General features: G+C 48.9%; 19 protein-coding genes. 10 read left to right on the forward strand and 9 right to left on the reverse strand.

What is annotated here, in order from left to right; all coding sequences use genetic code 11:
- Positions 1-5 precede the first annotated feature (5 nt).
- The 7 genes from I2I11_RS11440 (at position 6) to I2I11_RS11470 (ending at position 9,609) form a co-directional block, all read left to right on the forward strand.
- Positions 6-638, forward strand: coding sequence for an SGNH/GDSL hydrolase family protein (locus tag I2I11_RS11440; RefSeq protein ID WP_196267846.1), 633 nt, complete (start codon positions 6-8; stop codon positions 636-638).
- A 356-nt stretch (positions 639-994) separates the two neighbouring features.
- Positions 995-2,926 carry a molecular chaperone DnaK gene (gene dnaK, locus I2I11_RS11445; RefSeq protein ID WP_196267847.1) on the forward strand — a complete coding sequence of 644 codons (1,932 nt, stop codon included), beginning with the start codon at positions 995-997 and terminating at the stop codon, positions 2,924-2,926.
- Positions 2,927-3,313: 387 nt separating this feature from the next.
- Positions 3,314-4,168: an ABC transporter permease gene (locus I2I11_RS11450; protein WP_196267848.1), complete on the forward strand. Its 855-nt coding sequence runs from the start codon at positions 3,314-3,316 to the stop codon at positions 4,166-4,168.
- A 7-nt stretch (positions 4,169-4,175) separates the two neighbouring features.
- On the forward strand, positions 4,176-5,459 hold the full coding sequence (locus I2I11_RS11455) for an ABC transporter ATP-binding protein (protein WP_196267849.1): 1,284 nt from the start codon (positions 4,176-4,178) through the stop codon (positions 5,457-5,459).
- A gap of 237 nt (positions 5,460-5,696) precedes the next feature.
- Positions 5,697-6,971: a glycosyltransferase family 2 protein gene (locus I2I11_RS11460; protein ID WP_196267850.1), complete on the forward strand. Its 1,275-nt coding sequence runs from the start codon at positions 5,697-5,699 to the stop codon at positions 6,969-6,971.
- A 2-nt stretch (positions 6,972-6,973) separates the two neighbouring features.
- A complete protein-coding gene (locus I2I11_RS11465) occupies positions 6,974-8,602 on the forward strand; it encodes a glycosyltransferase (protein ID WP_196267851.1) in 1,629 nt (542 codons plus the stop codon).
- The gene (locus I2I11_RS11470) at positions 8,599-9,609 is read left to right on the forward strand and encodes a polysaccharide deacetylase family protein (protein WP_196267852.1); all 1,011 of its coding nucleotides are present in this window, start codon (positions 8,599-8,601) and stop codon (positions 9,607-9,609) included. Before I2I11_RS11465 ends, I2I11_RS11470 begins: the two co-directional genes overlap by 4 nt.
- Before the next feature lie 86 nt (positions 9,610-9,695).
- On the opposite strand, the gene I2I11_RS11475 is transcribed toward I2I11_RS11470, so the two are convergent.
- On the reverse strand, positions 9,696-10,943 hold the full coding sequence (locus tag I2I11_RS11475) for an acyltransferase family protein (RefSeq protein ID WP_255531377.1): 1,248 nt from the start codon (positions 10,941-10,943) through the stop codon (positions 9,696-9,698).
- 468 nt (positions 10,944-11,411) lie between these two features.
- Here I2I11_RS11475 and I2I11_RS11480 point away from each other — a divergent pair, with 468 nt between their 5' ends.
- Complete coding sequence (locus tag I2I11_RS11480) at positions 11,412-12,422, forward strand: glycosyltransferase family 2 protein (protein ID WP_230680116.1); 1,011 nt, start codon at positions 11,412-11,414, stop codon at positions 12,420-12,422.
- Between the two features lie 21 nt (positions 12,423-12,443).
- Here the strand turns inward: I2I11_RS11480 and I2I11_RS11485 are convergent, their stop codons facing one another.
- The 3 genes from I2I11_RS11485 to I2I11_RS11495 form a co-directional block, all read right to left on the reverse strand.
- Complete coding sequence (locus tag I2I11_RS11485) at positions 12,444-13,334, reverse strand: hypothetical protein (RefSeq protein ID WP_230680119.1); 891 nt, start codon at positions 13,332-13,334, stop codon at positions 12,444-12,446.
- A gap of 309 nt (positions 13,335-13,643) precedes the next feature.
- A complete protein-coding gene (gene purE, locus I2I11_RS11490; RefSeq protein WP_196267855.1) occupies positions 13,644-14,171 on the reverse strand; it encodes a 5-(carboxyamino)imidazole ribonucleotide mutase in 528 nt (175 codons plus the stop codon).
- A gap of 3 nt (positions 14,172-14,174) precedes the next feature.
- Positions 14,175-15,305 (reverse strand): 5-(carboxyamino)imidazole ribonucleotide synthase, encoded by a 1,131-nt coding sequence (locus I2I11_RS11495; protein ID WP_196267856.1) that lies wholly within the window; start codon positions 15,303-15,305, stop codon positions 14,175-14,177.
- A gap of 497 nt (positions 15,306-15,802) precedes the next feature.
- On the opposite strand from I2I11_RS11495, the gene I2I11_RS11500 reads away from it, so the two are divergent.
- Positions 15,803-16,426, forward strand: coding sequence for a MarC family NAAT transporter (locus I2I11_RS11500; protein ID WP_196267857.1), 624 nt, complete (start codon positions 15,803-15,805; stop codon positions 16,424-16,426).
- A 183-nt stretch (positions 16,427-16,609) separates the two neighbouring features.
- Positions 16,610-17,650 (forward strand): uroporphyrinogen decarboxylase, encoded by a 1,041-nt coding sequence (gene hemE / locus I2I11_RS11505; protein ID WP_196267858.1) that lies wholly within the window; start codon positions 16,610-16,612, stop codon positions 17,648-17,650.
- A gap of 105 nt (positions 17,651-17,755) precedes the next feature.
- Here hemE and I2I11_RS11510 read toward each other — a convergent pair whose 3' ends face one another.
- The 5 genes from I2I11_RS11510 to I2I11_RS11530 form a co-directional block, all read right to left on the reverse strand.
- Positions 17,756-19,555 (reverse strand): TrkH family potassium uptake protein, encoded by a 1,800-nt coding sequence (locus tag I2I11_RS11510; protein WP_196267859.1) that lies wholly within the window; start codon positions 19,553-19,555, stop codon positions 17,756-17,758.
- Complete coding sequence (locus I2I11_RS11515; protein ID WP_196267860.1) at positions 19,536-20,555, reverse strand: bifunctional heptose 7-phosphate kinase/heptose 1-phosphate adenyltransferase; 1,020 nt, start codon at positions 20,553-20,555, stop codon at positions 19,536-19,538. Before I2I11_RS11515 ends, I2I11_RS11510 begins: the two co-directional genes overlap by 20 nt.
- Positions 20,555-21,769, reverse strand: a complete 1,215-nt coding sequence (locus I2I11_RS11520) for a pyridoxal phosphate-dependent aminotransferase (protein ID WP_196267861.1) — start codon at positions 21,767-21,769, stop codon at positions 20,555-20,557. The genes I2I11_RS11515 and I2I11_RS11520 overlap by 1 nt, the downstream gene beginning before the upstream one ends.
- A 133-nt stretch (positions 21,770-21,902) precedes the next feature.
- Positions 21,903-22,898 carry a PorP/SprF family type IX secretion system membrane protein gene (locus I2I11_RS11525; RefSeq protein WP_196267862.1) on the reverse strand — a complete coding sequence of 332 codons (996 nt, stop codon included), beginning with the start codon at positions 22,896-22,898 and terminating at the stop codon, positions 21,903-21,905.
- A gap of 99 nt (positions 22,899-22,997) precedes the next feature.
- Positions 22,998-24,950 carry a gliding motility-associated C-terminal domain-containing protein gene (locus I2I11_RS11530; RefSeq protein WP_196267863.1) on the reverse strand — a complete coding sequence of 651 codons (1,953 nt, stop codon included), beginning with the start codon at positions 24,948-24,950 and terminating at the stop codon, positions 22,998-23,000.
- Positions 24,951-25,030 lie beyond the last annotated feature (80 nt).

Raw genomic sequence — 25,030 nt, forward strand, 5'->3', positions numbered from 1 at the left:
CTACTATGGCTAACACACCATCACCTGCCGCAGCCACAAAGTATACTTACCTGGCGCTCGGCGATTCCTACACCATTGGCGAAGGGGTGCCGGAAACAGATCAGTGGGGCATGCAGTTAGCGGAACTGCTCCGCCACAAAGGAATTGATATAAGCAACCCCACCACCATTGCCCGCACCGGCTGGACGACCTCCGAACTGGCCGGTGCTATCGAAGCTGCCAACCTGAATAAAACCTATGATCTGGTGTCGCTGCTGATTGGCGTGAACAACCAGTACCGGGGCCAGCGTACAGCTACCTACCGTACCGAATTTAAGGAGTTGCTGCAGATGTCTGTCAGATTTGCCAAAGGCGATCCGGCACACGTTATCGTGCTGTCTGTACCGGATTGGGGCGTAACGCCATTTGCGCAGGGCCGCGACCGCCAGCACATTGCCACAGAGATAGACGCTTTTAACGCCATAGCCGAAGAAGAAGCGCAAAAAGCCGGTATTCCTTTTATCAACATCACCCCGCTTACCCGCAAGTATGGCAACGACACGGCTTACCTGGCCCCCGACGGCCTGCACTATTCCGGCAAAATGCATCGAGAATGGGCATTATCAGCTTTGCCTGAAGCCGGAAAAGTACTGAAGTAAAGTAAGTATAACCGGCAATTTTCAGCTGCCTCTCTGCTGCAGATATGCAGTTAGTAGTGCCTTGTCCAGGTAAGTCATACCTTGTGGAACACCGCTTTTTCAGAACCCTTTATCATCGCGGAACTACAGTTTCTGAAACCCCTCTTCTGCCCCCGCAGTAAGAGGTAATAGCATGTGCAGGAAAATGTGTCGTGCCTGCAGCACCTGTTTGGGCATAAAGCTGGCAAAAGCGAAAGCAAACATTCCCAATATGACATATTGGCATAATTAGTACCGGAAAAAGGCCCTGGCACAAGGCTTGTTATACTACAGGCAACAGAAAAACGAAATAGAAACCGATAAATAAAACTATAAAAATGGCAAAGATAATAGGTATTGACTTAGGTACTACCAACTCCTGCGTTGCCGTAATGGAGGGCAACGAGCCAGTGGTTATACCAAACAGCGAAGGCCGCAGAACAACACCGTCCATTGTTGCTTTTTTGGATAATGGAAACGGTGAGCGCAAAGTAGGTGATCCGGCCAAGCGCCAGGCGATCACAAACCCCCACAACACCATAGCTTCTATCAAGCGATTTATGGGGCATAGCTACAGCGAGGTAGAAAACGAAGCGCAGCATGTGTCTTACAAAGTGGTGCCGGGCAACAACAACACGGTACGCGTAAAAATCGGAGATCGCGAGTATACGCCGCAGGAAATTTCTGCGATGATTCTTCAGAAAATGAAGGCCACGGCAGAAGATTACCTGGGCACTACCGTAACCGAAGCGGTTATTACCGTTCCGGCTTACTTTAACGATGCACAGCGCCAGGCTACCAAAGAAGCTGGCCAGATTGCCGGACTTGAAGTGAAGCGTATCATCAACGAGCCGACAGCAGCAGCGCTTGCTTATGGTCTCGATAAAAAACACAAGGATCAGAAAATCGCGGTATTCGACTTAGGTGGCGGTACTTTCGATATTTCCATACTTGAGCTGGGCGATGGCGTGTTTGAAGTACTCTCTACCAACGGTGATACGCACCTGGGTGGTGATGACTTTGACCAGGTAATCATTAAATGGCTGGCCGATGAGTTTAAAGCTGACGAAGGCATTGACCTGCGCAAAGACCCCATGGCGTTGCAGCGTTTGAAAGAAGCTGCTGAAAAAGCTAAAATCGAGCTCTCCAGCTCCAACGAAACAGAAATTAACCTGCCATACATTATGCCGGTTGATGGTGTGCCGAAACACCTGGTACGCAAACTCACCCGTGCTAAGTTCGAGCAGCTGTCTGACGACCTGATTCGCCGATCTATGGAGCCGTGCAAGCAGGCCCTGAAAGATGCAGGACTTTCTACTTCAGACATTGACGAAGTGATTCTGGTAGGTGGATCTACCCGTATCCCGAAAGTGCAGGAAGAAGTGGAGAAGTTCTTCGGCAAAAAGCCATCTAAAGGTGTAAACCCGGATGAGGTAGTAGCGATTGGTGCTGCCATTCAGGGTGGTGTATTAACCGGTGAAGTAAAAGACGTCCTCCTGCTGGACGTAACCCCGCTTTCGCTGGGTATTGAAACTATGGGTGGCGTGATGACCAAACTGATTGAGTCTAACACAACCATCCCGACCAAAAAGTCTGAGACATTCTCTACCGCTTCGGACAACCAGCCTTCTGTGGAGATTCACGTGCTGCAGGGCGAGCGCCCTATGGCCAAGGATAACCGTACCATCGGCCGCTTCCACCTGGCTGATATTCCGCCTGCACCACGTGGTGTTCCGCAAATTGAGGTTATCTTCGATATCGACGCCAACGGTATCCTGCATGTAACCGCCAAAGACAAAGCGACAGGCAAAGAGCAGAAAATCCGTATCGAGGCCTCTTCCGGCTTAACAGAGCAGGAAATTGAGAAGATGCGCCGCGAAGCAGAAGCCAACGCTGAGTCTGATAAGAAAGCGAAGGAAGAAATTGAGAAGCTGAACGCAGCCGACTCCATGATCTTCCAGACAGAGAAGCAACTCAAAGAATATGGCGACAAGCTATCAGGCGGTAACAAATCCAACATCGAGAATGCGTTGGGTGAATTAAGAACAGCGCACGGTGCCAAGGATATTGCTGGCATCGACCGGGCCATCGAAAACCTGAACAACGCCTGGAGCGCTGCCTCACAGGAAATGTATGCAGCCACTCAGGGTGCACCGGGCGGCGATGGTCAGGCAAACGGCCAGGCCGGCGGCAACGGCGCACAAGGCGCTACAGCCGATAGCGGCGGCGTAACCGACGTAGATTACGAAGAAGTAGACGGCAGCAAATAAGCCGCCAAAGTATAAATCAGATAAAATCCCCTGCTGAGCTTTCAGCAGGGGATTTTTTTCATAATACTTAATACAATCTATACCGCAGCCTGCAATATTATAGTTAAGCGCTTAAAGACAGCCAAAGCATTTGATACCATTTTTTCCTTTGATGAAGTATAACTTTTTAGAAGAAAGATAGGTAAACGGCTATGCCCGAACTAAAAAACATGGCACTAAGTTTTATCGGTCTTCCGTTAAACTGTGAAGAAAACAACGAAAGAATTATTATAATTTTACTTTCTCATGCATCTGCTGGTGTGATTTTTTTCATCGGTATTACTTCAATCCGGATTTTATACATCGTTCTTTTATAGAATACTACACATTCATTTGTAAAATACATTTATGCCTGAAAGCAAAAAAGGGTGGGATTGGGAAATAACAAGCAAAACGAGCTACTGGGGCTGGAGCATGCGCGAAATATGGTCGTACCGGCACCTGCTGGGCAGCCTGGTGCGTCGCGATTTCCTGCTCAGCTACCAGCAAACCGTGCTTGGCCCCCTCTGGATACTGCTGCAACCCCTCCTGACACTGGTTACGTATGTGCTGGTGTTCGGAAAGCTGGTGGGCGTTTCGACGGGCAACCTGCCACCGGTGCTGTTTTACTTTTCAGGTATTGTGCTATGGAGCCTGTTCAGCGACAGCTTTGGCGGCACATCCAATACCTTCCGCGATAATGCCCAAGTATTCAGCAAAGTATACTTCCCGCGGCTGATAGTACCCCTGGCTGTAACCAGCACACAGTTCTTTCGCTTCTTCATACAGTTTGTCATGCTGTTGCTGCTGATTGGCTACTACTGGGCATTTCAGGATCTGCCATCACCTTTTTCACTTATTACGCTGGCTTTTCCATTCGCGGTTATTTGCACGGCAGGCATTGGATTGGGCCTGGGGCTTCTTTTTTCCGTAATTACCGCCAAATACCGTGACATAGCTGGCACCGTAACGCTGGGCATCAGGCTGTTTATGTACTTAACCCCTGTAATTTACCCGCTTGAGTCGTTACCGGAAAAATACCGCTGGATGGTACAGCTAAACCCGCTTACGCCGCTCTTCGAGCTGAACCGCTTATCTTTATTGGGCGAGGGTACCGTAACAGCCGGACAGTTGCTGTACAGCATAATATTTATGATCGTGGTGCTGTCCGGAGCCATGCTCGTATTTAATAAACAAAGTGATAAGCTGATTGATGTAGTTTAAAGAGGGTATGGGAGACGTTGTAATAGAAGTAGAGAATTTATCGAAGCTGTATCGCCTGGGTACGATTGGTACCGGTTCGTTGCGCCAGGATTTGCAGCGGTGGTGGACTACCTCCGTGCTGAAGCAGGAAGACCCTTTTTTCCAGGCACACGGCACAGAGGCGCTGGCTGCTAACAAGCAGAGTATACTGGCTTTGCAGAACATCAATTTTAAAGTAAATCAGGGCGAGGTGCTGGGCATTATCGGCAGTAATGGTTCCGGCAAATCTACCCTGCTGAAAATAATTTCGAGGATTGTGCGGCCCACCAAAGGTGCTGTGCGGGGCAGAGGCTCGGTAAGTAGTTTGCTGGAAGTAGGCACCGGTTTTCATAAGGAGCTGACCGGGCGCGAAAACGTCTATATCAGCGGGTATATACTGGGGATGAGCAAATCCGAAATACGGGAAAAGTTTGATGAGATAGTTGCCTTCTCCGGCGTTGAAGCCTTTATTGACACACCTGTTAAACGTTACTCTTCCGGCATGTATGTGCGCCTGGCCTTTGCTGTGGCGGCGCATCTGGAGCCCGACATCCTGATTGTGGACGAGGTGCTGGCCGTAGGCGATGCTGACTTCCAGAAAAAGTGCCTGGGCAAAATGCGGGAAACGTCACAAACCGATGGCCGCACCATCCTGTTTGTGAGCCATAGCATGCAGGCCATAAACAACCTCTGCGATAAAGCGCTGTGGCTGAACCAGGGCAAAATGATGGAGCTGGGTGAGGTATCCTCTGTGGTGAACAAGTACATAATGGGAATACAGCAGTTCAAACTAAAGCAGGAATGGTCTACGCCGGCAGAAGCGCCCGGCAACGATTTTATCCGCTTTAAATCAGTGGAACTGGTGCCGCAGCTCAGCACCCCAGATGCGCCGCTGGACATCCGGACGCCTCTTACGGTTAAGTTTCAGTTTTGGAACATGACCGATGATGTCCTGCTTAGTACCAGTCTCCTCCTGTTTTCTTACGGCGGGGAATGTATTTTTGACGTACTCTCTCCCGCCTCACGCTGCGACAAAGGACTGGTGGAAGGCGAATGTAATATTCCGGGCAACTTCCTCAACGATGGTTCTTATTACTTTTCTATTATAGTAGTGAAAGATACTTCGGTAGAACTTTATAATTATGAGGAATGTCTTTCGGTTGATGTAGAGGATTACCGCGAGAACATCCAGTGGTATGGCAAATGGTGGGGAGCTGTACGGCCAAAGTTCCCTTTCCGGCTGCATCAAAAAGAAATGGCTTTTCAGCAGTAAGCATACAGCGCCTCCTAAAATGGTTACGTATTGTTATTTATACTTGTACAACAAAGCCTGTAGCACCGTAATATGGTAGCAGAATTATCAAGGCTCCTGGTTTATACTTTAATTGCATCAGTTAAAAACAGGAGATGCGATAAGGCAAATACTAAATAATTATCAATGCTGAATAGTTCAGATTTAACTTCTTGGCCGGATTTTGTTAAGGCAGATTACATAGTATAATTACTGTTCATGAAGGCACACGCTCCTTACCTTATCACGCACATAGACCTAAGCAGGCAACAGGCGCCACCCGTGCTTGATCTGGCAGAGAACGGCTATTATCTGGTGTTCTGGTGGAAAGAAATTGCGCTCGGGCATGTATTCCTGCCGCCAGGCAGGCAGCTTACTTCAAAGCAATATTACAGCAAGCTGGCAGCGGCTATCCGGCCGGCCATTAAGTTTTATACAAAGGGCCGCGAGGCGAAAGGCGACTGGAAGCAATGGCTCCCTGGCAGGGATATTGCGGCATGGACCACCTGGATGGCTGATATCTTTACCAGCGCCCTTCCCGGACAACTGCCCGCCAAAGTTCCTGTTTCCGTTATTATCTGCACCCGCAACAGGGCTGATCAGTTACAGCGCTGCCTTACGCTTTTAACCTCAACGACCAGCCAGCCAGAGCAAATCATTGTGGTTGACAACGCGCCTGCTCCCGGGGACAACTCTACTTTAAAGGTGGTGCAACAGTTTAACAGTGTAACTTATGTTAAAGAACCCCATTTAGGACTCGACATTGCCCGGAATACCGGCATCTTATATGCCAAATCACCTATAATAGCGTATGTGGATGACGATGTGGTGGTACATCCTTTATGGCTTTACAGGGTATGGGAAACTTTCCGGGATCCGGCTGTTGCAGCTATGACAGGGCTCGTTATTGCATCAGAACTAGAAACTGAGGCGCAGTATATTTTTGAGAAGTTCTGGAGCTTTAACCGCGGCTACGCAGATAAAACTTACGACAGCAAGTACTTTAAAGCAACCCTGGCGAAAGGTCCGCCGGTATGGGAAATTGGTGCAGGGGCCAACATGGCATTTCGCAAAGATGTTTTCGAAGAAGTAGGCTTCTTTAATGAATTGCTGGATGTGGGGGCTGCCGGCTGTAATGGAGACTCGGAGATGTGGTACCGGATACTGGCAGCCGGCCATACTATCAAGTATAATCCCCGGGCCATAGTTTTCCACCAGCATCGCAAAGAAATGAAAGGGCTTAAGAAGCAGATCTTCTACTATATGCGCGGTGCTACAGCAGCAGCCCTCATACAGCAGAAACAAAATCCTAAGGCTGGTTACAGGCGATACATTCTTTGGTTGGTGCCAGTTGACTACGGGCGGCTGATAGTAAAAGGATTTCCCGGATATCATTCCCGTTATAGCACGTTGTGGGCAGAGATTGGTGGATTACTGTCTGGGCTGGCCTTCTATTTAAGAAAAAGAAAGCAACACCCACACGCAATACGCTAAGTATGGATGCATCGCTCCAGACAGATTTTCCGCTGATCTCCGTTATCATTCCGTGCTACAACCAGGGTGCTTATCTGCCTGAAGCCTTTGCCAGCATCCGGCAACAGGCGTATCCTGCTGTTGAGATAATTGTTGTGGACGACGGCTCAACGGACAACACCAGAGAAGTAACCGAAAAAAATACCGGGGTAAAGTACGTGTACCAGCCTAACCAGGGGCCGTCAGCCGCCCGAAACCTGGGCATCCGGCATGCCAAAGGAGAAATGCTGGTTTTCCTGGATGCTGACGACTGGCTCCTGCCGGGCGCCCTGCAAACCAATGCGCGTTATTTGCAGCAAAACGAAAAGCTCGCCTTTGTATCCGGTGCGCACGACAAGGTTTTTGTGGAGGATGGCCTGGTGAAGGAAGAGGTGCGGGAGGTAACCACCAACCACTATTGCGAATTGCTGCAGGGCAACTATATTGGTATGCTTGCAACGGTAATGTACAGGCGCTGGGTTTTTGATGTGCTGCAGTATGATGTTTCACTCAGATCCTGCGAAGACTATGACCTATACCTGAATATTGCGCGGGAATATCCGGTGGCCCACCATACGTACAAAGTTGCCGCTTATCGTTTGCATACTTCCAATGCCTCTGCTAACATACCCGTAATGCTGGCCGCGGGGCTGCAGGTGCTGGATCGGCAGCAAAACCGTTTAAGAACGCCCACCGAAAAACAGGCTTACAAAAAAGGCCATGCCATCTGGAAAGCCTACTATACAAAAGAACTGTATCAGAAGCTGCTGCACAAAAAAGCGCGTGCATCTGAGCAAGTATATCTCACATTATTAAAACATCACCCAAGCTTATTCTTTAAATATATGGCCAAACGCAATGCCTCTGCAATAAAATCAGTAATAAAAAGAAACATGCCTGCCTTTGGCTTAAGATGGATGCAGCAACTGGGGCTGTACAAGCCCCGTGTGCCTGCTGTGGGTAATGTAGATTTAGGTGACTTTAACCGTGCCTCGCCTTTCAGCACCGATTTCGGCTATGATCGCGGCGGCCCGGTAGACCGCTACTACATCGAAAACTTTTTACGGGAAGAGCAGGCAAGTATAAAAGGCCGTGCCCTCGAAATCGGTGATAACGAGTATACATTGCTGTTCGGAGGCGATAAGATTACGCAAAGCGATATCCTGCACGTGGATGCCAGCAACCCGAAAGCCACTTTTGTCGGCGACATCAGCGATGCGCCGCACCTGCCGTCCAACACCTTCGATGCCATTGTACTTACCCAGACGCTGCACCTGATCTATGATTTTAAAGGCGCACTGGAAACCTGCCACCGCATACTTAAGCCGGGCGGCACCTTGTTGATCACAGTGCCCGGCCTTACTCCTATCGACCACGGTGAGTGGAAAAAAACCTGGTATTGGGCTTTTACCGACAAGGCGATGTGCCGCCTGATGGCCGATGCCTTCCCGCAGGGCGCGGTAGAGGTAAACAGCTATGGCAACGTGTATGCCGCCACCACCTTTTTGTATGGCATGGGTTTGCCGGAGGTTTCTATAGCCAAGCTCGACCAGCACGATCCACATTTTCAGGTAACGATTACAGTAAAAGCAGTGAAAGCCTCTGCCGCATGAAAAACCGGTTGCGCTATCTTATAAAAAAGTATTTTGAGCGCCGCGCGGTCGTGCTTATGTACCATCGTGTGGCCGTTCCGGAAGCTGACATGTGGAAGATTGCCGTAAGCCCCGAAAACTTTGAACAGCATTTGCAGGTGCTCCGAAAGACAAAAAACGTCATCTCTCTGCAAGATTTGGTTGAAGACGTCAGAAAGGGTAAAATCCGGAAAAATAGTATCGCCCTTACCTTCGACGATGGCTATATGGATAACTTCCTGGTAGCCAAACCGCTGCTGGAGAAGTATAAGCTGCCTGCCACTTTCTTTATAGCCTCCGGTAATATTGGGGCGTCAGCTGAATTTTGGTGGGATGAACTGGAACAGCTCATTTTATTTACAGAGCACTTACCGCGCCACTTTGCTTTGGAGATAAATGGGAACAGCATTGTATCCGATCTGGAGCAGGAGGCCCATCTTTCTGAATCACTCCGGCAGCTGAACAGCCGCTGGGATGCCTGTGAGGAAGCGCCGCCCTCCCGCCGTTGTGCCCTGTATTACGAGCTTTGGCGATGTCTGAAGCCGCTTCCGGAAGCTATACAGCAGGAATCACTGCAACGCATCAGGGCATGGACAGGTGTTCCAAAATCAGTCCGGGCGGATTGTTTAAGTATGACGAAGGCACAGTTGCAGGAACTGAGTAGAAACAAGCTGTTTTCTGTGGAGGCGCACACGGTGTCGCACCCTGCACTGGCTTTCCACGACCGGCTTTATCAAGCGGATGAGTTGCTGCGCAATCTACAATACCTTGAAGAAACAACCGGCTACAGACCATCTCTGCTGGCATACCCTTACGGCAACTACAACGAAGAAACGATGGCGCTGGCAGCTGCAAGCGGCTTTACGGCAGCCTTCACTACAGAGGAGAGGCCGATCACAAAACATGCATTGCTGTACCGCCTCGGTAGGGTGCAGGTCAAAAACTGCGCTGCACCGGCATTTACGGCACTCATCAACCAATGGAAATAAATAGTGGTAAGGCACGTACATGGCCTTACCACTATTTATTTATGTCGTGATTGCTTTTAACTATAATGATTACCGAAATGCGAAAACTAAAGTTTAACGTTTTCCTTTGGCTGAGCTAAGTGGCTGTCCGGCTGCGGCTGCAAAAGCGCCGGCCTGGCTGGTTCCGGTTCCTGCACCTTCAACGCCTCCTTTTTAGCGGAATTATACACGAAGAAGCGCTTAAGTTTATTGATTGGTTTCTCCAGCAGGTACCAGGAAGCGGAGGCAAGTATAATAGACAGTCCCAGATAAATTAAAAAGCTCACCAAAGGCTGCTTGAGAAAGTCCGCAATACTCGAAACATTTATACCTATAAAAGTATGTCTGCCTGCGGTAAGCTTGGCAAACACTTTCCAAAAGGCAACTACCGCAAAAATATGATACAGATAAATGCCATAGCTTATTTTGCCTAGGTAAAGCACAACCGGATGCTCCAGCATTCTGCCAAACATGTTCTTATACCCTATGTTTGCTCCCTCGAGGATGAACATGGCAAATAACGATACAAATACCCGATCAACTACGATAGAGATAGCCGGATTACCTAGAAACAGGGTGATAATCCAGATGGGCAGTGCGATGAAAAACACTTTTTTCCAGAGATAGCTGATGCTGTTTCCATAGTAATGCTGGTAAGCCAGCAGCGCCCCAAAGCCAAAGCCGTCCAGGCAGGTAGGTGTGAGCACAAGCAACGTTACTTCCTGCGTTGCCGGAGAATCCAGCATACCGAATATCACAGCTCTGGAAATAATGCCACAGGCTATAATCAGAAACAGCATTTTTGGTAAATGCCTGTTAGGCGTCAGCAGAATGAGCCACGGCCAAAAAAGGTAAAATTGTTCTTCTACCGCTAATGTCCACAGGTGCGCTGTTAGTTCGCCCCACTCCTGATCAAAGAAGATCTGATAATTAGACAGGTATAGGAAAAAGGTAGCAGAATTTTCGCGCACATATGTTGCTGATGGAATAAACAACAAAATAAAGATATAGAAATAATAAGCGGGAAAAATGCGGAGTGTACGGCGCGATAAAAAAACAGCTCCTATTTTAAGTTTGCTATAGCCTGCTGCCAGACCACGCTCTTTGCCAACCAACAGAATTTTAGTGATGAGATAGCTGCTAAGCACAAAAAAGAAAACCAACAGCACCCCAATATCCAGCACACGGCCAATCATCTGATGCGTGGGCAAAAAATGGTAAAATAAGACAGTAAGCACTGCGCCAAACCTTAACCCGTCTAACTGGGGTCTGTATGCTATAACGGTAGAAGGTTTTGTGTGGGGTAAAGTAGGCATAAAAGGTAATGTTCTGGGTAAGTTAAGCAGGCTCTTTGGTAATCACGTTTTACTTAAACAGATTATATAAGTTTAAATATTATAACAATATTTGCCATTAATTAAATAAAATGAGGTATAAACATACATGTTTAATAGCGAAAAAGCGAGTTGCCATTTCATATTTACAAGCAGGCTAAAAGGCGTAACAGTAGCCTGGTTCTAAGACGCACCAAAGCAGGAAGGTGATAGATGCTCTGCATGTAAGTAACAGGTCAAAATAAATGATAGATTTTAAGCATCTTATCGCGCAGTATAAAAACCTGATAATCAGGTATGAGAAAAAACCGTTGTGCCCGGTGTCTTGATACTTATATCCTTTTGCTCAGGTTTAAGGAGCAGCAAAATATAAATTTGATCTCATTCCTGCACCAAACATATATCTTTTCTGATTATTTCACGTTATAATCATCTTATTATATATATTACATGCATTATATTCCTTCTTCCCCTCCTGTTATCAAGCCTGTTCCCGCCGGCCAGGATCGGCCGCTTTGGTCGGTTATGATTCCTGTATACAATTGCAGCCAGTATTTACCCGAAACCCTGGAAAGCGTACTGCAACAGGCGCCGTCGGCAGAGCACATGCAGATAGAAGTTGTGGACGATGCCAGTACAGACACCGATGTGGCAGCATTGGTAGAACGCATCGGGAAAGGCAGGATTAAGTATTACAGGCAGCCGCAGAACGTAGGGAGCCTCAGCAACTTTGAAACCTGCATTAACCGCTCCCGCGGTGAACTGGTACATCTTCTGCACGGCGACGACAAAGTAAAACCCGGATATTATGAAAAGATAGCAAAGCTGTTTCATACTTATCCAGAAGCAGGCGCCGCCTTTTGCAGGTTTGATACGGTAAATGAAGTAGGCAAAGTGCTTAACCGCATTCAGCCTGAAAGGCAGGAAGACGGATTGCTCAGCAACTGGCTCATCCGCATAGGTGAACAGCAGCGGATACAATACGCAGCTATATCCGTGCGCCGCGAAGTATACGAAAAACTGGGTGCGTTTTACAACATAACCTATGGCGAAGACTGGGAAATGTGGGTGCGCATTGCGAGGCATTACGCTGTTGCCTATACACCCGAGGTACTGGCCGAATACCGCAGGCATAATACTTCTATTTCAGGACAAATGTTTTTGACAGCAAGGTATCTGCAGCAGTTAACCAAAGCCATGGAAATGGTGCAGGAGCATTTGCCGGCAGATCAGCGGAAAACCGTTATCCGGAAATCCAGAGAGCATTATGCGTACTATGGCCTTATAGTTGCCCGGCGGCTGTGGAAAAAAACAAATAATTATGCATCTGTGCAGGTAAATATAAAAGAGGCGTTGCGCATGCACCAGAGTTTTGGGCTCTATAAAGAAATTTCCTGGCTGTATATGAGGATGTATAGCAAATTACCTTTGCTGTATCTGAGAGACAAACTCTTCAGGTAAAGGCAGCAGGCACAGGCAAAATCAGTAGTACTCCTCTAAATACCGCAGTACGGCTTTCTCTGTTTTAGCGTGTAAAATCCTGGCGCCTGACAATGCAGGAAAAATAGAGGAAAACTCATTGAAATAATGCTCTACGCCACGTTTCGAGAAGATGATGTTCGTACCGCCAAAGTAGCTTGCCAATGCCGCCGTGCCGCCGTGCACCGATATAAAATGGCTGCAGTTGGCATACAGGAGTAATTGCAGATGATTAAAGCTGTTGACGGTGGCTTTGTGTTGGGCATACAGATCGTCCATCACAATAACCTCCGGGTGCTCCTGCCGCATGCGGGCATGCTCTTTTAAATCCAGGATTTCGCTGTTATCCTCCACTATCTGTCCGGAGGATGGCCTGTTATAGACAATCTGATATTTATCTTTGTAGGTAGTTATAATCTGATTAAGCGTGGCATAATCCAGATAATTGATTGGAGCACCATCCCACTCTATATTATACTTGTTGGCAATGATTAAAAGGGGCTTGTCAAACCTGAACCGATCATTCTGATAATGCTCCTTTAAAGGAACCCGCGCCCATTTACTAAAAGAAAATGTATTGCAGTGCGTCATGTTCGGCACATCGTAAGAGGCACTAAGCGGGCGCCACAAGCGCACATCATACTTTTCCTCGTGGTTTTCGCTGAAGAAGTATAAATCTTTGGTATTCTTGCAGGAGATTGTTTTCAGAAGTGTGCCGTTCAGATGGTGCCAATAAGCAAATGGCAGTACAAAGGTCAGTTCCTGCTGGAATTCCTGCTGAAATTCTATTACTTTATACTTCTTCTTATCAAAGTAATCTTTGCCGATAAATCCCAGCTGATTTAACCGGCTATAATAATTATCTCTGATATACTTGCGCAGAATTACGTGCATAGAAGGGTATTTCACTGCCGTAAACACATGCAACATCCCTAAAAACAACCTCCGCATACAAGCACTGCTTTTGTTTACTATAGTTAAAATGTTCCGGCTGCCTAAGAAGGGTTAAAAACCATACTTACCTTTAGTCTGATAAAGCTAAAAGCAGCTTTGAAATGAACCGTACCCATTTACTCCGACCAGCGCTTTAAGGTTTTCAAATCTTATCTATTTACATCTTTTAGCATCTATGAGTATAGATGCTAAAAGATGTAAATAGGAGCAGGCTGTCCGAACCTGAGGCCACCTGACCTGGTTTAGGTGTTATTCCAAATCTCTGTCGCCACGTTTCAGCTCTTCCGCCGAACGCATTACCTTGTCTTTTAAGCTGGTTTTATACTTCTCCAGTTTATCGGCCACAGCAGCATTGGTTGTTCCCAGAATTTGCGCCGCCAGCAAGCCGGCATTCAGCGCACCGTTCAGCGCAACGGTTGCCACCGGTATACCTCCAGGCATCTGAAGTATGGACAGCACAGAATCCCAACCGTCTATAGAGTTGCCTGACTTTACCGGCACACCAATTACGGGCAGCGTGGTGAGCGCTGCCACCATGCCCGGCAGATGCGCCGCGCCGCCGGCACCGGCAATAATTACCTTTAGCCCCTTTTTACGGGCATTTTCAGCATATTCTATCATGCGGTGCGGGGTGCGGTGCGCCGACACAATGGTCAGTTCAAAGGGCACGCCCAGATTTTCAAGAATCTCCGCAGCGGCTTCCATCACTCTCAGATCAGACTGGCTGCCCATGATGATGCCTACCAGCGGTTGTGTGTTTGTCGTTTCGTCGTCCATACTTTATGCTTTTACTTTAATTACGTCTTTAACAGTGGCAGCGCGTTGCTGCGCCTCTTCTATTGTTTGCCCCAATACGGTGATATGTCCCATTTTGCGTGCTGGCCGGGTATATTTTTTGCCATACAGATGAATGTATACACCCGGTACTGCCAGCGCCTCCTGTAAGCCTTCGTACTTTGCCTCGCCATCATAGCCCGGCTCGCCCAGCAGGTTCAGCATTACGGCAGCACTTTGTATTTCAGTGGAACCGAGCGGCAGGTTCAGTATAGCGCGCAGATGCTGTTCATACTGCGACGTATAGTTGGCTTTGATGGTATGATGGCCACTGTTATGCGGGCGCGGCGCTACTTCATTTACCAGGATTTGCCCATCTTTGGTTACAAACATCTCTACGGCAAGTATGCCCGTCATGCCAAAAGCCTCTATCACGCGGGTAGCAATCTCAATGGCATGGCGCTGCAGTTTGTAAGATAAGTCAGCGGGTGCGAAAAGCGAATCTACCAGGTTGTGCTCCGGATGAAAACGCAGCTCTACCACCGGAAAAGCCATTACTTCGCCGCCGCTATTGCGGGCCACAATAACCGATATTTCTTTCTCAAAATCTACCAGCTTCTCCAGCACAGAGGGTTCTTCAAAAGCTTTGCTCATCTCTGTTTCACCGGATAAGCGCATTACGCCACGGCCATCGTATCCTTCACGGCGCAACTTCTGAAAGGCGGGCAGAAAGGCTGTGTTTTGTTGCAGCGCCTGTTTATCCTTCAAAAGTATAAAGTCTGAAGTAGGAACAGAGTGCTCCCGAAAGAACATCTTCTGCAGGCCTTTGTCCTGAATGGTGCGCACCGTGCGGGCATCCGGATACACGCGTACACCTTCCTGCTCCAGTTGCTCCAGCGCATCAGCGTTTACGTGTTCTATTTCAATGGTCAGGATGTCGCAGCTTTTGCCGAAGTTATACACGGTATCGTAATCGCGGAAGCTGCCTACACAAAACTCATTGCATATATCTTTGCACGGCGCATTTTCGTCCGGATCCAACACCAGCGTGTAAAGGTTAAAATCGAGTGCGGACTGCAGCAGCATACGGCCCAGTTGTCCGCCGCCCAGTATGCCCAGCTTTACTTCTCCTTGCATATTTTTAGAGTGATTGTTTCTCAAAAATACGTATTATGTGCGGAGACGAAAGACAAAAGAACAAACACCTGTACCCTGCCCCGGCACAACGGCCTCTACTTATATGATAATCAAAAGATTATACTTGTACAACAGATTAATTAATCCGCTGAATTCATTTTCTGATGATTTCATAAATCTCCCCGGCGCTGATTTATCATCCGCCACCTATACTTCAGCAACTGTTAAGCTTGTGCCTTGTAGTTCCGGCAGGCTTGGGCGTTTCGCTACTTTTAACAAGCCAGGTACAAAGCTTTTAATTTAATGATTTTTATACTTCAGGCATCGCCTGGTTTGTGCTGTCTCGTTCTGCCCGGCGCTGTCGCAGCGGCACTTTTATACTTCAGCAAATTGCATTTATACCTTACGCAGCGATCCTTTACGCTACAGCGGTTTTTGTTTTGCACGGCAAAAGAACTAATTTTAAAGCGCTATCTTTCTATACCGCACCCTTCTACATGGAAATTATACTGGCCACTTTTACTGCACTTTTTTCTGTTGTAAACCCTTTTGGTGCTATGCCCGTGTTTCTGACACTAACGCAGGACGACACCCGGGAGCACCGCAACCAACAGGCGCTGAAGGCCTGCCTGTACATGGTCGGTATTCTGGCCGTATTTTTCCTGGCTGGCCAATATGTATTGAATTTCTTCGGTATCCGCATCCACGACCTGCGCATAGCCGGTGGCCTGATGATTATGCGTGCCGGTTTCGACTTGCTGGCGCCGGGCGCAAATAAGAAAAAGATTTCGCCGGATGTGGTGGAAGAGGGTCAGCTGAAAGAGGACATTTCGTTTACGCCGCTGGCTATGCCGATGCTCTCCGGCCCTGGCGCTATTGCCGTCAGCATTGGTCTGTTTACCACCTCCCTCTCCTATTTCGATATGGTAATGATTCTGGTTGGTATTGTATTGCTGGCCATTGTAAGTTTCGTTATTCTGCGCTTTTCGTACCAGCTGATGCGCTACATGGGCAAAGGCGGTTTGGCGGCGCTCTCGCGCATTATGGGTTTCATTGTGCTCTCTATCGGCGTTAACTTTATCGTATCGGCACTAACGGCTTTGTTCTTTACGGAGCGGTAAAGTATAATGTGCCAATTGTTTAATGTGCTATTGATCGAATTGTCTGATTACTGAATAGTTAAATTGTTGATGCTACAGAGAGCAGTATGAAGTAAGTTTATTTTTAAATTGCCTCGGCTACAAATCTACTTAGCACATTAGCGCATTAAACAATTAGCACATTAATTTCTGTATCTTTGCGCCATGCAACTGAAAAATGATTTGCTGATACGCGCTGCAAAAGGCGAACCGGTAGAACGCACCCCTGTCTGGCTGATGCGCCAGGCCGGACGTATTCTTCCGGAATACAGAGTTGTGCGCGAAAGCCTGAGCGGCTTTAAAGAACTGGTGGAAACGCCCGAGCTGGCCGCCGAAGTTACTATTCAGCCGGTAGATATACTGGATGTGGATGCAGCCATTATCTTTTCGGATATACTGGTAGTGCCCGAAGCCATGGGCTGCACCTATGAAATGATAGAAAAGCGCGGGCCGACTTTCCCGAAAACCATCCGCAGCGAAGCAGACCTGAAACACCTGCGCGTGGCCGACCCGCACGAGCACCTGCACTATGTGCTGGATGCCATCAGGCTCACCAAAAGAGCGCTGAACGGACGTGTGCCGCTGATTGGTTTTGCCGGTGCCCCCTGGACCATCCTGGCCTATATGGTGGAAGGCAGCGGCTCCAAAACATTCTCGCAGGCGCGCGGCATGTTGTATACCAATCCGAGGCTGGCACACCAGTTGCTGCGCATGATCACTGATACCACCATCGCTTATCTGCAGGCGCAGGTAGAGGCTGGCGCCAACCTGATTCAAATATTCGACTCCTGGGCAGGTATATTATCGCCGGCACAGTACCGTACGTTTGCGCTTCCCTACATCTCCGAGATATGCAACGCCATCCGTAACGTACCGGTAACCGTGTTTGCCAAGGGTGCTTTTTTTGCCCTGGAAGATTTTGCCCGGCTAAACTGCGAAACCATTGGCCTGGACTGGAACATGGAGCCTTCAAAAGTCCGCCAGCAAGTTGGCCCCGATAAAACGTTGCAAGGCAACATGGACCCCTGCCTGCTTTATAGTTCTTTTGAAACAATTCAGCACGAAACCATTAAGATGCTGAAAGAGTTCGGCCCTCAGCGCCACATCGCCAATCTCGGCCACGGCGTATACCCCGACACCGATCCGGAAAAAGTAAAATGCTTTGTGCAGACGGTAAAGGAGTATGGCAGCATTGTTAATAGTTAGGGAGTTAGGGAGTTAAAAAGCTAGAGAGTTAAAAATTTGTGAGTTTTCTGTTAACTCTTTAACTTTCTAACCCTCTAACTTTTTAACTCTACAAATCTCTCGGTTTTACCCGACCACCAGGTGCGTTTCGGGATATTTATGTGCCACGTAGGAGGCCTTGGTGCTCAGAGCCAGGGCCAGCGTGAGGGTACCTACCCGGCCAAGATACATGGAAAGTATAATGACCAGCTTGCCCACATCCGACAAACCAGCCGTTATACCGGTGCTTAACCCCACCGTAGCAAATGCTGAAACCTGTTCCATTGCCAGCTTGATGATATCGTACTGCGCATCTGAAATAGAAAGTATAAACAGGAAGGTAATATTAAGTATGGCCGCAAATGCAAATACAGAAAAAGCTTTGTAGGCCACCGCATGCGGTATAGTTCGGTGCCCAATCTCCAGGTGGCGCTTGTTGCGGATGGTGGTCCATACGGCCAGCAGGATAACCGTAAAGGTAGTGGTTTTAATACCTCCCGCTGTGGAGCCCGGCGAACCTCCAATAAACATCAGAAAAATAAACAGCAACATGGTAGGTACGCTCAACTCCGAAATCTCAACCGTATTAAACCCAGCCGTGCGGGTGGTAACAGACTGAAAGAAGGAGGTAACCAGGGCCTCAGCCAGGTTCAGTTCAGAAAGGGTATTGTAATATTCCAGCAGGAAAAAGCCCACTGTTCCGAATACCAGCAAAGCCGCCGTGGTATAAACCGCAACCCGGGTCAGCATTTTCCAGTTCTTCCAGGGCATTTCCATGCGCTCACGCATCGCCTTGGGCGAGAACAGATCCACAATGGTCGGGAAGCCAAGGCCGCCAAAGATAATCAGCATGGCAATAACCAGGTGCAGCACATAGGCATACCGCACAGGCTCTGTGTATAGCCCCTGCGGATAAAGTGAGAAGCCGGCGTTGCAGAATGCAGAAACGGCATGAAAGATGGAGAAAAAAATCTTACTGCCCAGGTTAACAAAGTGCGTTTCGGGCCCCCAGGTCAGGAACACGGCAAAGGCACCGATTCCTTCAATGGCAAGGGTTAGAAAGATCAGGTTCCGCAGCATCCCTTTGGAAGAGAACAGCGTTTCACCCTCTAAGAGTTGGTGCATGGCTACGTGCTGTTTGATGCCCACACCCTGCCGCATCAGAGAGGCAAAAAAAGTGGCAAAGGTCAGAATACCCAAGCCACCCATCTGAATGAGCAGCAGCAGCACCACCTGTCCCGAAAAGGTGAAGTAGGTGCCGGGATCTACCACAGCCAGTCCCGTAACACAGCCGGCACTGGTAGCCATAAACAAAGCATCCAGAAAGCGCATCCCTTCCGGGGCGTTTGTCATTTTAGGCAGCATAAACAGCCCTGCTCCGCCAAAAATCAAAAGAACAAAACTCAGGATAAACGCTATCGATGGCTTTAGCTGGATGGTTTTCAGGTGTATCCTCGTTTCCAGCAGTTCCACTACCAGCAGCACCAACATGTACAGCGACACCAGGACCCGGTAAAACTCCACTGATAAAGGGATGCCGATGTTGTCGAAAACAGTATAAACAACAGGAAAACCGAGCACATAGGTACAGAATTCGTTGAGGAAGATGATGCTCAGCAACATCCCTTCAAACCAGGTGCGCCTCAGAAATTTGATTCGCTCAAATGCGTAAAGTATGCGAACCAGGTATATCAGAACAAAAACAGCCAGTATAGCATCTATGACATAGTAAAGCAGTTGCAGCCTGTATTGGTTTTTCTCTACACCATGGGCATACAACAGCAAGCCCACTGCCAGAACAGCAAGCACATAAGCTGTACGGCGCATGATAGCATACGCCAGCAGCTTACTGTCATATAAATGCCTGTTAAGCGATTCTGTGTTCATGGGCTTCTAATAGCCTGATGCGGCGGGCTTCCTCCAGGAGGCACTGTTTGTCTATAGGCACTACCCCTACCTGCTCGCATACCAGGCCGCCGCCGAGATTGCTGAGCCCTGCCATAAAAGGCAGCGAGGTGTTGAGGGCCATGCAAAGAGCGGCGATGCTAATCACCGTATCGCCGGCTCCGGATACATCGGAAATAGACCTGCGGTGCGCGGCGATGTACGTTTTATCGGCACCGTCAGCAACAAATACACCCCGTTCTGACAGCGTTACCAGCACCCGGCCTGTTTGCAACCGTTCCTGAAGCGTAGCCACAGCCTCCTCAAAAGCTGGCAGGTTATCATCTGCAAAATCCAGCTTCAGGCCTTCTTTCAGCTCCTTCAGGTTCGGTTTAAACAAGGTACAGCCGGTATAACTCAGAAAATTCTTTTTCTTTGGGTCGATAACAGAAGGGATGCCGCGCGCATTGGCCAGCGCCAGAAAACGCCGGATATTCTGCTCTGAGAAAACGCCTTTATCATAGTCTTCAAAAATCACCACGTCTGCCTTGTCCAGTAGTTTTATATAGTGCTGCTCCAATTGGCGCTCCTCCTCTGCTGTCAGGTTATGCTCTACCTCAGAGTCGATGCGCAGCAACTGCTGGGCGCCGGCCAAAATACGCTGTTTAATGGTGGTTACCCGATCAGGGCTTTGCACAATGCCTTCTGCAGACAGCCCTTTCTCCGCCATCAGGCGCACATAATCGGCGCCGTCCTGATCGTTGCCGATGACAGAGCAAAGCAGCGGCGTTGCTCCCAACGCCTGCACATTCAGTGCTACGTTGGCAGCGCCGCCCAGCCGCTGTTCGCGCTTCAGCACATTTACGATAGGCACCGGTGCCTCCGGCGAAATGCGCGTTGACTTGCCCCAGAGGTAAGAATCAATCATCACATCGCCCACCACCAGCACGCGCAATTTGCCGAAGCCCGAAAATATATCTTCCAGACGCGTAACCTGATTCATTATTGAAGCTTTGCCAGGCTGCTTTTGATGCGATGCAGCGCTTCCTCAAGCTTTTCGTCGGTGATAGCGTAGGAGAAGCGGATGCTTTGTGGTGCACCAAAAGCCTCGCCGCTTACGAGCGCCACGTGTGCATCCGTGAGCAGGTACATGCTTAGGTCGTCAGCTGAGTTAATGACTTTGTCATCATAGCGCTTGCCAAAGTAGTAACTCACATCCGGGAAAACATAAAAAGCGCCGTCCGGCACACTGGTTTTAAAGCCCGGAATTTCCGCCATCAGCGCCAACACCAAATCGCGGCGGCGGCGGTAGGCTTCCGTCATTTCCAGTGCAGATTCCTTCCCTCCCTGCAGGGCAGCTGTGGCCGCTTTCTGGGCGATAGAGCAGGTGCCGGAAGTAATCTGGCTTTGCATTTTATCACAGGCAGCGGCAATGTCTTTGTGCGCGGCCAGGTAGCCCACGCGCCAGCCCGTCATGGCATAGCCCTTTGAAAAGCCGTTTACTGTAATCACGCGATCCTTGATAAAATCGAATGCAGCTAAACTTGCATGCTGACCTTCAAAGTTAATATATTCGTAAATCTCGTCGGCAATTACGTATACCTGCGGATGCTTTTGCAGCACCCTGGCTATTGCCAGCAGTTCCTCTTCATTAAACACTGCTCCGGTCGGGTTGCAGGGCGAGGAATACATCACCAGTTTGGTGTTGGAGGTGATCGCGTTCTCCAGTTGATCTGCCGTTATTTTATAATCATTCTCCAGGCTTCCCTGTACCGGCACCGGCACACCTTCGGCCAGCTTTACAATCTCCTCGTAAGATACCCAATACGGCGAAACGATGATAACCTCATCACCGGGGTTTACCAGGCACATTACCGCGTTGGCTATACTTTGCTTGGCACCCGTAGAAACCACAATGTTTTCAGGTTTATAATCGAGGTTGTTGTCGCGCTTGAATTTATCAACTATCGCCTGGCGCAGTTCCGGGTAACCGGGCACCGGCGTATAGAAAGTAAATCCATCGTCGATGGCTTTCTTGGCTGCATCTTTAATATACTGCGGCGTCTGGAAATCAGGCTCTCCAAAGCTCAGGTTGATCATGTCATATCCTTGCGCGGTCAGTTCGCGGGCTTTTTTAGCCATGGCGATCGTTTGTGATTCTGCCAGCGCAGTTATCCTGTCGGATAGTACAGGGCGCTTTTCGTTTGTCTCGTACATGTGACTTATGGTTAAGCGGGCAATTTAATCATAAAGCCAGAGACTTGCCACTTACAAAGCAGGATTATCACATACAGCCTATAAAGGTGTTATTAAATGTGTGTTTTTCAGAAACTGGCTGAGGAGCAAAACCCTACCAGAGGCTGGCAGGACAAAACACTTTACGCAGGTTAAAAAGCCGCATGCCTACCATCACCTCATGGCTGCTGCCGCCAAAACCCTGAAGGTCACGCAGGCCGGTATCGTAGGCATACCCCACATCAAAAACATGATTCAGGGTAACACCCCCGAGCACAGCAAAACTCCCGTTCTCGCGGTAAGATCCGCCTACCCACATGCGGTTGTCATACATGGCGCGCAGGTTGTAATCGATAGAGCCGGGCAAGGGCTGCAGCCACATACCCATTAAAGACGGAATAAGGCTTAACCTGTCGGAAACATCAAACTTATAGGCTGCCGTTACAAAGTAATGCTCATACTGATGATTCCTTTCTTCGATCATATCATCATAATTAACCGAATTGGCAAGCAGCTGTGCACCCGAGATACCAAGGTAAAAGTTGCTGCTATACAGCCACATTCCCACAGAAAGGTTTGGCTTCACTGCATTCCAGGCTACATTGGCCTGGTCTGAGGCATCGTAAAATGTAAGTTCATTGGCGCTCAGCTTTTGCTGGATAATACCTGCCGAAGCGCCCGCCGCCAGCTTCACTTCCTCGCTCAGCAGCAGGTGGTAGGCATAAGATACGCTGGCCTCCGTTCTGGAGAACGCGCCAACCTCGTCGTGCATCACCAGCAAACCTACCCCATGGTGTGGCTTGGGCCGTATCATCCGGTTCTGGCTTGGCGTACTGAATGAAGGTGTTGTTTTAGCTTTTAGGGCCCTCTTGGCAACCGAGCTGTAACCGATAGGACCATGTACACTCACATAGTAAGTGGAAGGAGAACCGTCGGCGCCGGAAAACTGCTGGCGGCTTCCTATCTTCACGTCTGTGTACTCTTCTATGCCTGCAATAGCGGGGTTCAGGAGGAAGTTGTTGGTATTGTAAAGGCTGTACTGCGGCTTTTGCTGCCCCATCGCCCCCAACGACCAAATCATTCCCAAAATAAAAGGTAAAACTGCTTTCATTAGCATTTAATTCATACTGTATAAACCGAGAAAAGAAAGTATAGCAAATGGGTACTCACCGGTTTGCTTTTAACATGACACTCTTGTGCAGCAGGCCCGCTATTGAACCACATTCAGGTAACCCGTAAGCTGCCTTTTGCTTGGAAGCGTAAATATGTAGAAGTAAGCGCCCACAGGCACAAGGTTACCCCTGTAAGTGCCGTTCCAGTCATTCTGGTAGCTGTCGTTCTGGTAAATCTTGTTACCCCAGCGGTTAAAGACCTCCAGCTTCACCCCCGGGAACTCCAGGATATTGCCTATCTGCCAGGTATCGTTTACGCCATCTCCATTCGGAGAAAAGGCATTCGGAATATCAAGCGTCTTTTCTACCAGCACTACCACATGCGCTGTGTCCTGGCAGCCTGCCTGGTTTGTTACCGTAAGCCTGTAGGTAGTGGTTTCTCTCGGGCTGGCCACCGGATTTGCGATGTTCGGATCACTCAGGTCTGTAGCGGGCTCCCATGTATAAGATGTGCCGCCGCTTCCCTGCAGTGTAACGCTCTGCCCCTCTTCAATTACCAGGGTTTCGCCGGCGTCTGCATCCGGAAAAGGAAGTATTAAAGCTGCCACCGGCACTTTTTCGCTCTCGCACCCATCCTGCACAACAGATACATAGTATGTTTTGGATACTTTCAGCTTAGGCGTTACAAAAGTGCCCCCTGTGGCATTCGGAATCGGGAAATCGCTTGCCGAGGATTCATACCAGCGATAGCCGTTGCTGCTTCCGCCTGCTGCTTTCAGTGTAAGGCTGGCCGGCTCGCAGGAGCCGCTTCCCTGCACTACAGGTGGCATAACGAATTCCTTTATCACCACTTTTACAGAATTTGAAGAGGCCTTGGAACCGCAGGTATTCCGAACTTCCAGAGTGTAGGCACCACTCTGTTTTGCATAAAAGATACTGTCTGTTGCACCGGAAATGGCTTTCCCGTTCTTTTTCCACTGGTACATCAAACCCGCCAGCGACGGGCCTTTCAGTATAACTCTTTCGCCGTGGCAAACCGTGGAAGCGCCGGAAACCGTAATAATGGGTGCAGCAGGAACTGTTTCGATGATAGCCGCCACAGGCACACGGGCGCTTTCGCAGCTGCCATTGCTGGCGGTTACATAATAAGTAGTTGTGGCGCTTAGCGCAGGGGTTACGAATGTTTCGTTTACGGCGCCCGTAATGGCTGTTTCTCCTTTTTCGCTTGTATACCACTGATACATGCCGTTGGCCACACCTTTTGCCGTAAGCGTGATGCGTGAATTGGTACATCCCCTGCCATCAGTAACCGCTGGTGCCTCCGGCGCGGGCATTACGGTAACCGCTACCTGGTTCGAACTGGAATAAACGCCACAGGCATTCATTAAATCCACACTATACTGCCCCTCCTCCTTAATAACCTGCTCTGGCTGTCCGTCGCCAAACGGAATGCCGTTTTTCTTCCATACATAAGTGGCATGCGGCACCACAGGCGCGCTGAAGGTGATGCTGTCGCCCTCACAGAAGCTAAGCGGTTTGTCAGAAGTTATGGCAAAGGCAGGAATGGGATGATCGATAATGAACTCAACCGGCTTCTTGCTGTAAGCCGCGCCGCAGGAATTAGACTCCATAAGCGAATAAACGCCTGGCTCCGTAACCGTAATGCTGGTAACAGCGCCTTTTATGATGGTCTTTCCGTCTTTTCGCCAGAAATAGCTGGTACCCTCAATATAAGGCACTGATAAAGTTACGCTTCCGCTTTCACAGACGGCCGTTGGCCCTGACACCTGGATAACGGGGGATATTAATTTATCATTTACGATTACTTTTATTTTGTTGGAAATGCCCACACATCCGTTTTCGTCCGTCACTTCCACAAAGTATGTTCCGGCACCGGTAACATTGATGGAGGTGCTGATGGTGTTGCCGTTGCTCCACTCGTAAGTATAGCCTTCTGCTATCGTAGCATCCAGAATCGCACTGCCTCCCTTGCATATAAATATCTCTGTGGCATCAGAAGCGAAGGGTGCCGTGGGCTTAATAACGGGCATAACCGCAGGGGTACATGCAGCCGGAGAGGAGATAGAGTTAGAACCAGTAGATCGCTGCGCCCTTACTTGCCCGGTAACCA

Source organism: Pontibacter rufus (assembly GCF_015694705.1).
In the GTDB taxonomy this organism is placed as follows: domain Bacteria; phylum Bacteroidota; class Bacteroidia; order Cytophagales; family Hymenobacteraceae; genus Pontibacter; species Pontibacter rufus.

Excerpts from the sequence above, each read along its gene's own strand:
- I2I11_RS11440 (WP_196267846.1), top strand. The coding sequence starts at position 6 with ATGGCTAACACACCATCACCTGCCGCAGCCACAAAGTATACTTACCTG.
- dnaK (WP_196267847.1), top strand. The coding sequence starts at position 995 with ATGGCAAAGATAATAGGTATTGACTTAGGTACTACCAACTCCTGCGTT.
- I2I11_RS11450 (WP_196267848.1), top strand. The coding sequence starts at position 3,314 with ATGCCTGAAAGCAAAAAAGGGTGGGATTGGGAAATAACAAGCAAAACG.
- I2I11_RS11455 (WP_196267849.1), top strand. The coding sequence starts at position 4,176 with ATGGGAGACGTTGTAATAGAAGTAGAGAATTTATCGAAGCTGTATCGC.
- I2I11_RS11460 (WP_196267850.1), top strand. The coding sequence starts at position 5,697 with ATGAAGGCACACGCTCCTTACCTTATCACGCACATAGACCTAAGCAGG.
- I2I11_RS11465 (WP_196267851.1), top strand. The coding sequence starts at position 6,974 with ATGGATGCATCGCTCCAGACAGATTTTCCGCTGATCTCCGTTATCATT.
- I2I11_RS11470 (WP_196267852.1), top strand. The coding sequence starts at position 8,599 with ATGAAAAACCGGTTGCGCTATCTTATAAAAAAGTATTTTGAGCGCCGC.
- I2I11_RS11475 (WP_255531377.1), bottom strand. The coding sequence starts at position 10,943 with ATGCCTACTTTACCCCACACAAAACCTTCTACCGTTATAGCATACAGA.
- I2I11_RS11480 (WP_230680116.1), top strand. The coding sequence starts at position 11,412 with ATGCATTATATTCCTTCTTCCCCTCCTGTTATCAAGCCTGTTCCCGCC.
- I2I11_RS11485 (WP_230680119.1), bottom strand. The coding sequence starts at position 13,334 with ATGCACGTAATTCTGCGCAAGTATATCAGAGATAATTATTATAGCCGG.
- purE (WP_196267855.1), bottom strand. The coding sequence starts at position 14,171 with ATGGACGACGAAACGACAAACACACAACCGCTGGTAGGCATCATCATG.
- I2I11_RS11495 (WP_196267856.1), bottom strand. The coding sequence starts at position 15,305 with ATGCAAGGAGAAGTAAAGCTGGGCATACTGGGCGGCGGACAACTGGGC.
- I2I11_RS11500 (WP_196267857.1), top strand. The coding sequence starts at position 15,803 with ATGGAAATTATACTGGCCACTTTTACTGCACTTTTTTCTGTTGTAAAC.
- hemE (WP_196267858.1), top strand. The coding sequence starts at position 16,610 with ATGCAACTGAAAAATGATTTGCTGATACGCGCTGCAAAAGGCGAACCG.
- I2I11_RS11510 (WP_196267859.1), bottom strand. The coding sequence starts at position 19,555 with ATGAACACAGAATCGCTTAACAGGCATTTATATGACAGTAAGCTGCTG.
- I2I11_RS11515 (WP_196267860.1), bottom strand. The coding sequence starts at position 20,555 with ATGAATCAGGTTACGCGTCTGGAAGATATATTTTCGGGCTTCGGCAAA.
- I2I11_RS11520 (WP_196267861.1), bottom strand. The coding sequence starts at position 21,769 with ATGTACGAGACAAACGAAAAGCGCCCTGTACTATCCGACAGGATAACT.
- I2I11_RS11525 (WP_196267862.1), bottom strand. The coding sequence starts at position 22,898 with ATGAAAGCAGTTTTACCTTTTATTTTGGGAATGATTTGGTCGTTGGGG.
- I2I11_RS11530 (WP_196267863.1), bottom strand. The coding sequence starts at position 24,950 with ATGCCCGTTATTAAGCCCACGGCACCCTTCGCTTCTGATGCCACAGAG.